10 protein-coding genes, 1 tRNA gene and 1 pseudogene are annotated in these 14,227 nt (G+C 59.6%); 4 read left to right on the top strand and 8 right to left on the bottom strand.

The window, feature by feature from the left end:
• Positions 1 to 22: 22 nt before the first annotated feature.
• Positions 23 to 355, bottom strand: coding sequence for a helix-turn-helix transcriptional regulator (locus tag RUGAMON1_RS21340; protein ID WP_445232419.1), 333 nt, complete (start codon positions 353 to 355; stop codon positions 23 to 25).
• 275 nt (positions 356 to 630) lie between these two features.
• On the opposite strand from RUGAMON1_RS21340, the gene RUGAMON1_RS21335 reads away from it, so the two are divergent.
• Positions 631 to 2,073 carry a hypothetical protein gene (locus RUGAMON1_RS21335; RefSeq protein ID WP_445232418.1) on the top strand — a complete coding sequence of 481 codons (1,443 nt, stop codon included), beginning with the start codon at positions 631 to 633 and terminating at the stop codon, positions 2,071 to 2,073.
• Between the two features lie 143 nt (positions 2,074 to 2,216).
• Here the strand turns inward: RUGAMON1_RS21335 and RUGAMON1_RS21330 are convergent, their stop codons facing one another.
• The 3 genes from RUGAMON1_RS21330 to RUGAMON1_RS21320 all read right to left on the bottom strand — a co-directional run bounded on the left by RUGAMON1_RS21330 (position 2,217) and on the right by RUGAMON1_RS21320 (position 5,298).
• Entirely contained in the window at positions 2,217 to 3,179 is a 963-nt protein-coding gene (locus RUGAMON1_RS21330; protein ID WP_445232417.1) for an IS481 family transposase, read from the bottom strand.
• Positions 3,180 to 3,337: 158 nt separating this feature from the next.
• Positions 3,338 to 4,321, bottom strand: coding sequence for a P63C domain-containing protein (locus tag RUGAMON1_RS21325; RefSeq protein WP_445232416.1), 984 nt, complete (start codon positions 4,319 to 4,321; stop codon positions 3,338 to 3,340).
• Positions 4,322 to 5,208: 887 nt separating this feature from the next.
• Positions 5,209 to 5,298, bottom strand: a tRNA-Ser gene (locus RUGAMON1_RS21320).
• A 305-nt stretch (positions 5,299 to 5,603) separates the two neighbouring features.
• On the opposite strand from RUGAMON1_RS21320, the pseudogene RUGAMON1_RS21315 reads away from it, so the two are divergent.
• Positions 5,604 to 6,077 (top strand): annotated as a pseudogene (locus RUGAMON1_RS21315) (FxDxF family PEP-CTERM protein); the annotation flags it as partial.
• Positions 6,078 to 6,155: 78 nt separating this feature from the next.
• Here RUGAMON1_RS21315 and RUGAMON1_RS21310 read toward each other — a convergent pair.
• From RUGAMON1_RS21310 to RUGAMON1_RS21295, 4 genes are all read right to left on the bottom strand, one after another.
• Entirely contained in the window at positions 6,156 to 8,240 is a 2,085-nt protein-coding gene (locus RUGAMON1_RS21310; protein ID WP_445232415.1) for a putative bifunctional diguanylate cyclase/phosphodiesterase, read from the bottom strand.
• Positions 8,241 to 8,243: 3 nt separating this feature from the next.
• Positions 8,244 to 9,410 carry an EAL and HDOD domain-containing protein gene (locus RUGAMON1_RS21305; protein WP_445232414.1) on the bottom strand — a complete coding sequence of 389 codons (1,167 nt, stop codon included), beginning with the start codon at positions 9,408 to 9,410 and terminating at the stop codon, positions 8,244 to 8,246.
• Between the two features lie 269 nt (positions 9,411 to 9,679).
• The gene (locus tag RUGAMON1_RS21300) at positions 9,680 to 10,297 is read right to left on the bottom strand and encodes a response regulator (protein WP_116989480.1); all 618 of its coding nucleotides are present in this window, start codon (positions 10,295 to 10,297) and stop codon (positions 9,680 to 9,682) included.
• A 31-nt stretch (positions 10,298 to 10,328) separates the two neighbouring features.
• Positions 10,329 to 11,699 carry a cache domain-containing protein gene (locus RUGAMON1_RS21295; protein ID WP_445232413.1) on the bottom strand — a complete coding sequence of 457 codons (1,371 nt, stop codon included), beginning with the start codon at positions 11,697 to 11,699 and terminating at the stop codon, positions 10,329 to 10,331.
• Between the two features lie 179 nt (positions 11,700 to 11,878).
• Between RUGAMON1_RS21295 and RUGAMON1_RS21290 the strand changes: the two genes are divergently transcribed.
• Both RUGAMON1_RS21290 and RUGAMON1_RS21285 read left to right on the top strand, forming a co-directional pair.
• On the top strand, positions 11,879 to 13,963 hold the full coding sequence (locus tag RUGAMON1_RS21290; protein WP_445232412.1) for a carbon starvation CstA family protein: 2,085 nt from the start codon (positions 11,879 to 11,881) through the stop codon (positions 13,961 to 13,963).
• Positions 13,963 to 14,163 (top strand): YbdD/YjiX family protein, encoded by a 201-nt coding sequence (locus RUGAMON1_RS21285; protein WP_116989477.1) that lies wholly within the window; start codon positions 13,963 to 13,965, stop codon positions 14,161 to 14,163. The genes RUGAMON1_RS21290 and RUGAMON1_RS21285 overlap by 1 nt, the downstream gene beginning before the upstream one ends.
• The last annotated feature ends 64 nt before the right edge of the window (positions 14,164 to 14,227 follow it).

The following is a 14,227-nucleotide window of genomic DNA, read 5'->3' as shown; positions in this document are numbered from 1 at the left end:
GGCTTGCGGATACGGATAAATCTTAGACGAATAATGCCTGCATCACGTCTGCAGTCGCAGGCTCAATTTGCTTGGCGCCTTTGGCTAGATTAATTTGCTTCGCAGCTTCCGCAACTTCAAGGGCGCCAGGAGCGATGTTGTACGCAGCTTTTCTTCTCATCCAATGAAGCACATCGACCAAATGCCACAAGGACAAGCTGCCCGCGTGGACAGGCACGGGGAAAGTGTCGAAATTATTCATCGCTAGTTTTCGCATGTTTTGACGCGTGACACCAACCACGTCCGCAATGTCGGTAAGTCCGACCAGGTCGGGTCCTGCCTCGATGAGTTTGGCAGACGGGATAGCCTGCTTCACATCGGTTAGTTCCCAAACATGCCAAAAAATCTTTACTGATAGTTTCTATACGAAAAAACAGGATAGGATAGTAACTAACTATCCAACAAGGACAACTTTATGACAACCAAGCCGCCGGTCTCGTCCATCAAAAAGGCCTTACCTGGAAGCCGTTGCTACGGGTAAGTTTAGACTTCCCTCCACAAGACTTTGACTCCGTGATGGAGGCCTGCAAACAATGGATAGCCAGAACATATCGAAGATCGTTCGGCCAAGTAATTCCAGCGCAGGTTCTGGTGGCAAGCGAAAACGACTATCACCCACCCGGCCACTGCTTCGCTTGGGTCACGATCAATGCTCCCGTGGATGGCGTGCAGACACTTTTCTCCGCTAAGATTGAACATCCAGATCCCGATGCTTCTCGTACTTGGTCTATCGAATTGGAAGTTGCCAGGACGGCCGACAAGGTCGTATTTGGCCTGCGCACATCTGTCTTCGGCTTAGAAACTGCCGGTGCACCACAATCCATACCACGCTTGGCGAAGCACCTCACTGACCGAGGGGCCTGTCACGCCGCCCTCCCCCTTAGCTACAGTGGCAGTGTTATTACTACCACAGAGGAACTGGTAAAACTTGCAGCATTCGTCAACAATCCAGACCGCGTAATTCCGCTTATCGTTATATCCGAACTTCCAGACGGCGACGGATGGCCCGCAGATATCAGGGTTATCGCAGAAGAGACCAAGGGCATCGCTATTGCTGTGGCAATGCGCAATGAATTGACGTATCGGTGGCGCGAACTAATGCCACCAAAATTGAATGTGTACGGCGGGGCCAGCCGCATTTACCTACCGCTGAATCGCGGATACCTATACGCCCCACTGCTTATGCAACGAGAACAACGTACAGATTCCGATGAGGGAATTGAGGCTTGGGCAATTCGCGGTGCAGTTCAATCATCTATCAACTCGCCAGCTTGGATAGATCGTCACTCCAACTTCGAAACTGCACTGCGAATTAAGGCGGGGTTGCAACGCCGCGAAGCGATTACCGCCTCTCGTGCAAACAAAGATTCTGAAGCTCTTGCTGCGATGTATGAAGAAGAACTAGCGGCCTTGACGGTTCAGCTGCGTCAAGAGCGCGATGAGAGTCGCACATGGGCAGGTGAAGTACAACAACTCCAAGATAAATACCAAGAGCTGGAGAGTACTGTCCGCAGCTTGCGATACCAGCTTGAAAAGCAAGCCAGTAAATCTCAGGTTAACGACGAAGGGAGTGCTACCGAAAACTGCTTTCCCGAAACCTTAGCCGAAGTCAGGTCGTGGTATGAAAATAGCGATGTTCGAGAACGGTTGCACATTGCTGCACGCGCATTGCGGGAGTGTGAAAAAAGCACCTATGATACGCCTGAGCATATCTATACCGCGCTTACTATCCTAGCCAACGAATTCTACAATTCCAAGCAGTCGAGTGCAGGGCCAGAAGCGCGCCGAACATTGGACCTGGCGCTAAATCAAGCCAATCTGCATATGGAATTTGCTGGCGGGATGTCGACGCTCAAGAGCCCAGACTACCAGCTTGACTACGACGCACGGAAATTAACAACGGAATGGCATTTGACGCGAGGTGGTGGCAGAGACCCTAGGTACTGTATGCGCATTTATTTTTGCTGGGACGCGACCACAAACAAGTGCATTGTAGGATGGTTTCCATCTCACCTAAACAATACGTTGACCTAATTGGCGACTCGCGAAGAATAATCTGGAGATTCGGAAAGGGCTGGGTTTGCAACCCCGGCCTTTCAGATATCACAAACGACTTCACACCGTCGACAGTTCTGAAGTCCACGAACAAATACTGTAAGATGTGCGATTCACGGACATCATTTCAATTTTCGTAGCGCCAGTTCGGCACGGTAATTCTGTTCCTGGATACGCTCTTTTGAGGGGTCAAATTTGGCAATAACTTCCTCTCCGAGCGGCGTCTTGTCTGAGAGCTCGGTGAAGCGCTCGATAGGTGTCTTGCCATTAAGGGAGCTGTGCGGCCTATCCCAGTTGTAGTATTGCTGCCATTCAGCCAGCAAGTCGGGAAGCAAGGGATCTTTGATATCGACGGTGGAATAGAACTCGTCGAGGTCTGTGCGCTGAGACCGCTCCACTTTGCCATTAAGGTGGGGCGATGCTGGCTTGATGGGGCGAAATTTAATGCCCCATTCCAGTAGCCGTTCTTGGAATTTTGTAGCGAAAAATTCGCGCCCCCGATCTGTTTGAATTCGCTGAATCGGAAACGGCATTTCTTCGATCACTGCATCCAAAAAATCCATCGTGTTGGTCGCCGTTCTGCGGCGGTAGAGGCGCAGCACCTTATAGCGCGTGCAGTCGTCAATGGCCGTGTACTGATAGATGCCAGGAGCGATCTTGCAGACATCCATCTGCACACGGTCGCCTGGTATGGGCCGGCTGTACCTGATGACCTGTTTTCTGTAGGCTCGTTTGTGATTCAGTATTGGCTTGCCAATGCGGTCCAAGACCTTATGGATCGTCGCGGTGGATAGCGAAATTTCGTGTAAGCGCCGCAGTTCATTTTGGATCCGACGATGCCCTAGTTTTCGCTTGCGAAGGTCTGCAATCAGTTGCTCATGCTTTGGCAGAACCTTTTTGAATGGGGACGACTTAGGCCGGCGGCTTTCCTCTTGCAGACCCGCTTCTCCATGTTCTTGATACCGCGCCCACCACTTGCGCAGCGTCGGCCGCGAGATGCCGCAACGCAGGCACACAACGCCTGCGTTGCCGAGTTCCTCGTACAACTGAACCCATCGTAGCCGCTTTCGGATATCGTCGTTCATGACACCATTTTAATTGAAATGATGTCTATGAATCACACATGTAAGATCAATGACTTACTACAAGTTCGATTCCACACCAGCGCTTAATTTTGTTACTCAAAGCTTGAGAGCTAATGAGAGGCTAAGCTGATTGTGGAAATGGATTTCGAAAGGGCTTGCTACAAATCCAGCTCCTTTTGATCGCCGAAGCGTTCACGAATCTTCTTCTCGTACTCTTCTTTAGTCTTGGAAGATTCGACCATCTCCAAGATCCTCCCCATGTGAATCCGCAAAGCGCGGGTTCCAATTTCAGACAAAAACTGGTGAAGTTTCGCCGTCCGCTGGCCGCTCGCGGCCTTATTTACCTGCATCAGCTCAAGTAGTTTACCGTTACTCTTCGCAAGTGGGAAGTATATGTGATTGAGCGTCAGCCTCTTGAATTCCCAAGGGCGGCCGCGCTCAAATTTCGGCAGTTCATACAGCTTGTACCATTCTTCGTAAAGCTGCGGTGGAAATTCCTTTTCATATTCTTTGGCCTCCTGCTGGACATACTGCTTGAACGCCGTAATGATTTCGGCTCGCGTGGCATCATAGCCAGACAGTGCATAGACCAAGCCCTTGATTCCAGCCTTAGCTGATGCGCTCAAGATGATATGCGCTTGTTTAGCAATGCCCTCCTGACTTTTCAGCAGCTTTCCGTCAGACTCAGCGTTGATAATGGCTTTACAGAGATCGATCAGGATCGTAACGTCATAGCCGTGAGTTTGCGACTTCGTGGGCGAGTTAGCACCTACCTCCACCCCTTGAAAAATAAGGGGGTTGGCCAGCTTATCCCCTAGTTCACGTCCTACGTACTGCGAAATTATTTTGCCCTTCACAAACGCTGGTAACCGGCTACCACTCTCACCGACCAAGCCGATTGCTGAGCCCATACCACGCTGACTAATCACAGCAGTTTTGTGTTCATCGTTCAGAACGTAGCAGTCAACGTCAATACCGAAATCATCCTGAAAATTCCCTCGGTGAGTAGCTTGCAGCGGCTTAGGTCCCCACCGCGCTGTTGCGGCCTTCTTTGCTATTGCACTTTTCTCAGCAGGGGAAAGCGCACTTGCGCGAGCAATACCACCAGCGGCTTTTGTCTGATCTTTGGGTTTGGTTGCCATGCAAGCATCCTCAGTGGGTTATATGCTTGCATCATATGTCGTGCTCGCAACTTAATGCAAGCATTATTTATCCCAAGATGCTTGCATAAACAATTGAATCACCTTTAGCCGTCACTCAAAATACTGAGCGCACCGTCGCAGCCCGTCGGTTGCTCAGTCATAAATCGTTCGGCACCTGCCAGCCTATACTGGATTGCAGAATGACGAGCCACACTTGCTCCACCTCCGATGCCGCTGTACTTTCAGCACGCAATTCGAACCCGGTAAACGCAAACCTGAGGCTATCAGCCAGCTCAATGACTGGCCCGAAAGGCGGACCGCAGATGGTGCCCATATAGAGCGCACGTTAAACCTATGCAACTCCCCCACGAGCACGTGCTAGGGGCAGAGATACGACATTTCCATATGAGCTGAGCCCTTAATATGCGCCCTCGGCGCGTTGAACTAGACGCTACGCGCCCAGCAGTCAGACGATTCGGAGCGGACCGGCCTTGCAAGCCTAACCCTTCAAATATCACCGCTTCCGTCCAGCGCGACTCGGGGTCTGCGCAGTTCGCGGTTCGCGCGGTTCGCGCGCGATTCGGGATCTGTTCCGGCAACCGGACATTTATTGCGTCTTGGAATTGAAAATGGGAAATTTTTGACGAGCCGCCGGTCTGCTCACCGTGAGAGTTAGAGTATGCACGCACCGCGCGCCCTCGGCGCGCGAGGCTGCCGCGCAGCGGCAGCAGTCGGACGATTCGGAGCGGGATGGCCCTGCAGGGCCATGCCCTTCGAATCTCACACGCAAGGCCCGCAGGGGCCTTGCTCGCTTCCGCCAGGAAATAAAAAAACGCCAGCACCGACCGCGATCTTGAGCGCGGTCTGGCTGGCGTTTTTTTATTTCCTGGCGGAAGCGGTGAGATTCGAACTCACGAACAGTTTAACCCGTCGCTAGTTTTCAAGACTAGTGCCTTCAACCACTCGGCCACGCTTCCTAAGTGTGCAGCATTATACAGATTTCACCCCCGACTGGGTGCCAAAACCCTCCCGTTGTTATACCGCATAGACAACAACCCATCACAACCGCCCCCCTCCCCACCAAGAAAGTTGCAAATTTACAATACAGTTGTTTTTTTGAAAAACAAGTTGCAATATTTGCTTTGCTTGGATACTATGCAAGTTGGTAATTAATTGAAACTATTTTTCACACGAGAAATAGCTCCCTGCGGAAATTTATCGCATCCTAACCCAACAGAATTGACGGGAATCCATGAACTTTAAATCCACCATCCTGGCAGCGGCGCTGCTGGTTGCTTCCGCAGTTGCTTCGGCAAACACCGCTATCGTCCTGAACCCAGCGGCGGCGCCTAACTCCTACTCGGGCACCTTCGCCGGCTACGCTACCTCCAACACCTTTGATCTGGACCTGACCCATTTCGCCAGCACCAGCAATTTTGTCGGTCAAGTGTCGGCTAACTTCACCGGCGGCGCCGGCTATGACGTTACCGGCGTCAGCCTGGACGGCCACAGTTTCTTCCCGGTGCTCAACCTGACCTTCGGCAACAACGGTGTCGACTACTGGCAGCTGCTGATGCCAACACTGACCAACACCTTACACCACATCACCGTGACCGGTACGCCACTGGTCAACACCCAAGGTTTCGTCGGTTCGTTGTCGCTGGTCGCAACCCCAGTACCTGAACCAGAAACCTACGCGATGATGATCGCCGGCCTGGGCTTGGTAGGCTTCATGGCCCGTCGCCGCAAGGCATAATGCTCCGCCGGCGCCAACGGCGTCCGGCACCAGCAAAAAAAAACAGACCTCGGTCTGTTTTTTTTTCGTCCATGCAACTCAGGCGGCCCGGCTGGCCTGCCCCGGCGTCCAGTTCTCGCGCAGCGCCTGCTCGAACGCTTCCGCCTCCAGCGGCCGCGAGAACAGATAGCCCTGCACCTCGTCGCAGCCCGAATTCTTCAAGAACGCCAGCTGCTCCACCGTCTCCACGCCCTCGGCGATGACTTTGTGCTTGAGCTGCTGCGCAATGCTGATGATGGTGTTGGCGATCGCGCAGTCGTTGGCGTCGCCTGGGATGCCGATGGTGAACGAGCGGTCGATCTTCAAGGTGTCGATCGGGAAGCGCTTCAGGTACGACAGGCTCGAATAGCCGGTGCCGAAATCGTCCAGCGACAAGGTCACGCCCAGCGCCGTGATGCGGTCCATGATGCCGATCACGCGGTCGATGTTGTTCATCAGCGTGCTTTCGGTGATCTCCAGCTCCAGCCACGTCGGCTCCAGCCCGTAGCGCGTCAGCGTCTCCTGCACCCGTCCCGGCAAGGTCGAGGTGAACTCGCGCGCCGACACGTTGACCGCCAGCCGTATCGGCGGCAAGCCTGCATCCTTCCACAGCTTGGCCTGCGCGCAGGCCGCTTCCAGCACCCATTCGCCGACCTGCACCACCAGCCCGGTGGCCTCGGCCAGCGGGATGAACTCGATCGGCGGCACCAGCCCGCGCACCGGATGGCGCCAGCGCACCAGCGCCTCGGCGCCGATGATCTTGCCGCTGTCGATGCTGAACTTGGGCTGGTAGTGCAGCAGCAGCTCGCCGTGGCCCAGCGCATGGCGCAGCCCCGATTCGATCCGCATGCGCTCCTGCATGCCCTGGTTCATGTCCTGGCTGTAGAACGCGACGTGGTCGCCTTCCGCCCCGCCCTCCTGCTTGGCGCGGTACATGGCGATGTCGGCCAGCCGCAGCAGGGTCTCGGCGTCGCCGCCGTCCTGCGGGTAGACGCTGATGCCGATGCTGCCGCCCACGCGCAGGTCGTGGCCGTCGATCAGGATCGGCGTGTTGAGCGTGCCCAGCAGCTTTTGCGCCACCATGCTGGCCTCGAAATGCTGGCCGATGTCGAACAGGCCGACGGCGAATTCGTCGCCGCCCAGCCGCGCCACCAGGTCCTGGTCGCGCAGCACGGCGCGGAAGCGGCGCGCCACTTCGCACAGCAGCTCGTCGCCGATCTTGCGGCCCAGGGTGTCGTTGATCAGCTTGAAGCGGTTGAGGTCGATGAACAGCACGCAGCCGTGCAGCTTGCTGCGCTGGGCCACGGTCAGCGCCTGGTCGACCAGCTTGGTCAGCAGCGAACGGTTGGGCAGGTTGGTCAGCGCGTCGTAGTAGGCCAGGTGGTGGATGCGCTCTTCCGCCATCTTGCGTTCGGTGATGTCGGTCAGGTAGGCGATCAGGCCGATGGCGCGGTCGTTGATGTCGCGCAGCGGCGACAGCGACAGGCTGGCCCAGAACACTTCGCCCGATTTTTTCTTGCGCCGCACTTCCATCAGGCGTCCGCCCTGCTCGAGGAAGGTGTCGTCGAAACTTTCGTCTTCGTCGTCGTACAGGAACAGGATGTTGCGCCCCACCGCTTCCACCGAGCTGTAGCCGAACAGGCGCTCCGCGCCCTTGTTCCAGCTGATGATGAAGCCGCTCATGTCCATGGTCAGCACCGACTCGTGGATGTGGTCGAGGATCTGCGCCTGGTGCTGCAGCTGCGATTCCACCTGCACGTAGGCGTGGGTGGAGCGCTGCGCCAGCGCGTGCACCTGCAACACGCTGCCGGCCAGGTTGGCCAGGCTGGCCAGGTGCTCGCGGTCGAGCGCGCTGTAGCGCTCACGCCCGGACACCACGAAGCGGCCGAAATATTCGTCGTCGAACAGGATGTCCTGGGTCAGGCTGGGCACCGCGTCGTCATTGGCGGCCAGCACTTCGATCACCGGCGGCTTGAGCAGCATGGCGTGGCTGTCGGCCGGCAGGAACTCGCCCAGCGGACTGCCCATCACGCTGCGCACGATGCGTCCCAGCTCCTCGGCCAGCGCCGCTCCGCGCAAGCGCAACACCGCGTCGCACAAGGCCGCGCTGTTGCTCAGGAAATCGGAGACGGGATGCGCGACCATGGCCTAGATATTCCTGCTCACCTGGATCGCCCAGTGATAAGCCTGCAATTGCGCTTGCCAGTAGGTTTCATGGTCGATGCCGGCCTGGTCCAGACCGGCGCGGTCGTGGCGCTCCACCAGGGCCAATAGTTCGCCCAGCGGGCCGGCGCGGTCCAGCAGCGCCATCACCACGTCGAGGTCGAGGCTGAGCGCGGCGACGATTTCCGTCATCGGCATGCCCAGCAACACGTCCAGCAGCGAGAACACGCCGGCCACGAAGGCCATGTCCTGCTGCTCGCGCTCCCAGCCGAGCGCCTTGCTCAGCCCTTCCATCTGCGCGGCGCGCACCGCCGCCAGCGGCAGCAGCGGGTTGGAGAGGCCGTCGTCCTGCTGGCGCGCGTACAGCAGCAGCTGCAGCCAGCGCTGCAACTGGCGCCGGCCCAGCACGTTGATGGCCTGGCCGAAGCTGTGGATCGGCGAACTGAGCGCGAAAGCAGCCGAGTTCACCAGCTTGAGCAAATGGTAGGACAGCGCCGGATCCTGCTTGAGCAGCACTTCCAGCTCGCGCGAGTCGGCGTCGCGCGCCAGCAGGCCCAGCAGCGTCAGCAGGCGCTTGCGCGAGGTGCCGTCGCCGGCGTTCATGTCTTGCGGCGGATGCAGGGCGAAGTCGCCGGCGAACCAGCTGAAGCCGGCCTTGGCGCACGCGGCGATGCGCTCTTCGCTGCCCATGCCGGTGGCCAGGTGCGGTCCCGGCTGGGCCACCAGCGCCAGCACCGGCGGCATCGACAGCGCGGCGTCGACCATCAGCGACTTGGCGCCGCACAGGGTGGCGGCCATGCCGGCCACGCCGTCGACCATGATGCGGTAGCCGGCCTCGGCATACGAGGACAGTTTCTTTTGCACCGCAATCTCGCCGCAGGCGGCGGCCGGCACGCGCAGGATCACGCGGTTGGGCGGCAGGTCGGATAATTGGGACAGTTCCAGCAAGGCCGGCTGGGCCACCGGCAGGATGCAATCGAGCGGCGCCAGCGCGGCGAACGCGTCCGGCGTCTTGAGCAAGGTCAGCGCCGCCTGGAAGGCGTCGCCCGAGTCTGCGGACAATTCAAAAGTCAGTGCCACCCACTCGTTGTGAGCGTTGGACACGGCTTGTAATTCCACCAGTGGAAACATGCTAGTTTCAGGCGCAGACATCAATATCTCATTGAAGGTTGTGCGCGCAATCTTAGATCAAGCATTGACATTAGGCAATCAATTACCATCGGACAGTATTGTTATTTTCAATACGACCAGTATGAGACCAATCATCGCGCGCGAAACGTTTACTTTTATACAATTGCAAATACACAAGCGGTGCAGGAATATAGCAGATATTGCCGCACAAACACGCACTGTTAAAAATTGCTTAATAGAATTAGAAGCGATACTCTGTATTTACAACAGGATTGCATCCGGCGCAACAGTTACTGCAGGTGCTGGACCGCGAAACGGATCAGCTCGGCCTGCCCCTCGATGCCCAGCTTGCGCTTGATGTTCAGCCGGTGGGTTTCGACGGTGCGCACGCTGAGGTCGAGCGCGCGGGCGATCTGCTTGTTCGATTCGCCGTTGGCGATGTGGCGCAGCACCTCGTGCTCGCGCGAGGTCAGCTGGTTGTCCTGGGTGTGCGGCTGCGCCAGCTGGCGCGCCAGCGCGGCGCTGTAGTAGATGCCGCCGGACATGACGGTCTCGATCGCCACCACGATGTCCTTGCCGGGCGCGTCCTTGAGCACATAGCCGCGCGCGCCGGCCTGGATCGCCTGCGACACGTATTCCAGCTTGTCGTGCATCGACAGGATCAGCACCGCGATGCGCGGAAACGCCTGCTTGAACTGGGCCGTGGCCTCGATGCCGTTGGTGCCGCGCATATTGATGTCCATCAGCACCAGGTCGACCTCGCACTGGGCGGCCTGCTCCAGCGCCTCGGCCGCGCCGCCGGCCTCGGCCACCACCTGGAATTGTGGCATCGCCTCCAGCCGCGCGCGCAGGCCGTCGCGCACCAGGGGATGGTCGTCGACCAGCAGGATTTTGATTGTGGCTGTCATATCGTGATCTTTGTAAACTTTATAAACTGTATTAACCGTTGCCGGCGAAGGCGGTCACCACCGTGCCGTCGCTGGAGGAAGCGATTTCAAAGCGGCCGCCGATGGCGTCCATCCGCTCCATCATATTGCGCAGGCCGATGCCGTGCTTGGGATGCAGGGCGATGCCCTCGGCGTCGAAGCCGGCGCCGTCGTCGCGGATGCGCAGGGTGACGCCGCCATGCTCGCCGGTCAGGCCGATCTCGATGCGGCTGGCGCCGGCGTGCCGCTCGATATTGGTCAAGGCTTCCTGCGCCACGCGGAACAGCACGGTGTTGGCGACATCGGGCAAATCGTCGGTGCAACCCTGCGCCTCGAAGTGTACCGGGGTTCCGCTGCTGAGCGTGTACTCCTGGCCCAGGTGGTGCAGCGCCGCCGCTAGGCCGAGGTCGTCCAGGATGGCCGGGCGCAGATTGTGCGAGATGCGGCGCACCTCGCCCATCACGTTGTTGAGCTGGTCCACCGCATGCTCGAACGCCGCCTGCGCCGCCTGCTGCTGCTCGGCCTTGCCGGACGCCAGCCCGGACGTCAGCCGGATGATGCCGGCCTCGATTTGCAGCTTGATCGACACCAGCCACTGGCTGATGCCGTCGTGCAGGTCGCGCGACAGCCGCGCCCGCTCCTCCTCCTGCGATTCGACCACGCGCTGGGCCAGCACCTTGAGCTTGGCGTCGGCCACCCGCAGCTCGCTGATGTTGAGCGCCAGCCCGGAACTGGCCACCACCACCGAGGCCGCGATGGCGATGGCGGCGATCCACAGCATGGTGTTGTGGATGTTGCCGGACTGCTGGACATCGACCTTGGCCAGCGCCTGGTCGACGTCGTCCAGATAGATACCAGTGCCCAGCATCCAGCCCCATTTCGGCATCGGGATCACGTAGCCCAGCTTGGCGCCGGATTTGTGGGTGGACGGCTTGACCCACCTGTAGCGCTCCAGCCCGCCGCCGGCGCGCGCGCGCGCCAGCAAGTTCTGGATGGTCGGCTGGCCCTGCTCGTCGCGCAGCTCGTACAGGTTGCGGCCCACCAGCTCGGGCTGGCGCGGATGCATCAAGGTGTTGCCCTGCATGTCGTAGACGAAGAAATAGCCGTCGTCGCCGTAGCTGAGCGAGGACAGGATGCGCTTGGCCTCGTTGCGGGTGGCCTCGTCGTCGCGGCCCGATTCGTACAGGCGGGCGATGGAGTGCGAGGCCAGCGCCACGTAGTGCTTCAGTTCGGCCTCTTTGCTGCTCAGGTAGGCTTGCTGGATGGTCTCGCGCTGCTGCTGCGCCAGCAACACCGACTGGTGGCGCACCGCCAGCGCGATGGCGATCAGCGCCAGGATCAGCGGCGTGATGGCCAGGAAGATGACTTTTTGCCGCAACTTCATGACGGTGTCCCGAATTATTCTATTGCCGAGATTCTACGCCCCCCGCCGCCTGCGGCGACTACGTAGTTGTACCGAGCCATAGTGCGTAGTGGTGCGCTTGCGGCGGTTATCAGCTTGCTGAATACTGGACATAAGCTGCAGTGGGGTCTTAGAGCAGCGCCCAAAACCTTGGAGGAAGCATGAAAACACACCACCACACCGCACCACCCACGCTGGCCAGCCGGCTGGGCTGGGCAGCGCTCGCCCTGTGCGGCGCCGCCGCGCTGGGCGTCATCGCGCTCAAGCGCGGCGAAGCCATCAGCGCGATCTGGATCGTCATCGCCGCCGTCTGCGTCTACCTGATCGCCTACCGCTTCTACAGCCTGTTCATCGCCGACAAGGTGCTGGGCCTGGACGCCCGCCGCATGACCCCGGCCAACAAGCTGAACGACGGCCTCGACCACGTGCCGACCAATAAGTACGTGCTGTTCGGCCACCACTTCGCCGCCATCGCCGGCGCCGGTCCGCTGGTCGGCCCGGTGCTGGCCGCGCAGATGGGCTATCTGCCGGGCATGCTGTGGATCCTGGCCGGCGTGGTGTTTGCCGGCGCCGTGCAGGACTTCATCGTGCTGTTCATTTCGATGCGCCGCGACGGCCGCTCGCTGGGCGACCTGATCAAATCGGAGCTGGGCCAGATCCCCGGCATGATCGCGCTGCTGGGCACCTTCATGATCATGGTCATCATCCTGGCGGTGCTGGCGCTGATCGTGGTGAAGGCGCTGACCGGCTCGCCGTGGGGCAGCTTCACCGTGATGGCGACGATCCCGATCGCGCTGTTCATGGGCGTCTACACCCGCTACATCCGCGTCGGCCGCATCGGCGAAGTGTCGGTGATCGGCTTCTTCCTGCTGATGGCGGCCATCTTCGGCGGCCAGCTGGTGCAGGAGAACCCGGCGCTGGCGCCGATGTTCACCTTCACCGGCACCGAGCTGACCTGGATGCTGATCGGCTACGGCTTCGTCGCCTCGGTGCTGCCGGTGTGGCTGCTGCTGGCGCCGCGCGACTACCTGTCGACCTTCCTCAAGATCGGCACCATCGTCGGCCTGGCGCTGGGCATCGTGGTGGTCGCGCCCTACCTGAAAATGCCGGCGATGACCAAGTTCATCGACGGCACCGGTCCGGTCTGGGCCGGCTCGCTGTTCCCGTTCCTGTTCATCACCATCGCCTGCGGCGCCGTGTCCGGCTTCCACGCGCTGATCGCCTCCGGCACCACGCCCAAGATGATCGAGAATGAAACCCACGCCCGCTTCATCGGCTACGGCGCGATGCTGATGGAATCGTTCGTCGCCATCATGGCGCTGGTGGCCGCCTCGACCATCGAGCCGGGCGTCTACTTCGCCATGAACAGTCCGGCCGCGCTGCTGGGCACCACGGCCGAGTCCGCCGCACACGCGGTCTCGCAGATGGGCTTCTACATCACGCCGGAAATGCTGACCCAGACCGCCAAGGATGTCGGCGAGCACTCCATCATCTCGCGCGCCGGCGGCGCGCCGACGCTGGCGGTGGGCATGGCGCAGATCCTGTCGGGCGTGATCGGCGGCAAAATGATGATGGCCTTCTGGTACCACTTCGCCATCCTGTTCGAGGCGCTGTTCATCCTGACGGCGGTCGACGCCGGCACCCGCGCCGGCCGCTTCATGCTGCAGGATTTGCTGGGCGCCTTCGTGCCGGCCATGAAGCAGACCGAGAACGTGTTCGCCAACCTGACCGCGACCGGCCTGTGCGTGGCGGCCTGGGGCTACTTCCTGTACCAGGGCGTGGTCGATCCGCTGGGCGGCATCAACACCTTGTGGCCGCTGTTCGGCATCGCCAACCAGATGCTGGCGGCGATCGCGCTGATCCTCGGCACCTGCGTGCTGTTCAAGATGAAGCGCGCCAAATTCGCCTGGGTCACCGTGCTGCCGACCGTGTGGCTGCTGCTGTGCACGCTGACGGCGGGCTTCCAGAAGATCTTCGACGCCAATCCGAAGATCGGCTTCCTGGCGCACGCCGCCAAGTACCAGGCCGCGTTCGACGAAGGCAAGCTGCTGGCGCCGGCCAAGTCGGTGATGCAGATGCAGCAGGTGATCTTCAACGATTACCTCGATGCGTCGCTGGCCGGCTTCTTCATGATCGTCGTGCTCAGCGTGCTGGCGTTCGGCATCCGCACGGTGCTGGCGGCGCGCGCCTCGGCCCAGCCGACCGCCAAGGAAAGCCCGCTGGTGCTGACGCCGCAGGTGCAGTGATGCTGGGCGAAATCGCCAAGGCCGGCCGCTATCTCGGACAAAGCATGCGTCTGATGATGGGCCTGCCGGAATACGACACCTACGTCTCGCACCGGGAAGCCACCCATCCCAACGAGCCGATGATGACGTACGAGGAATTCTTCCGCGAACGCCAGGAAGCCCGCTACGGCGGCGCGGGCAAGCGCGGCGGTTGCTGCTAGCAAGAAGCCTCCCTGTCAGGCAGAACGCGCTCAAGATCGCGCTCTGTCCAGACAGGGAGGCTTT

The sequence above is a fragment of the Duganella rhizosphaerae genome (assembly GCF_040364205.1).
Classification (GTDB): domain Bacteria; phylum Pseudomonadota; class Gammaproteobacteria; order Burkholderiales; family Burkholderiaceae_D; genus Rugamonas; species Rugamonas rhizosphaerae.
This window is presented reverse-complemented; position numbering and strand designations above follow the sequence as displayed.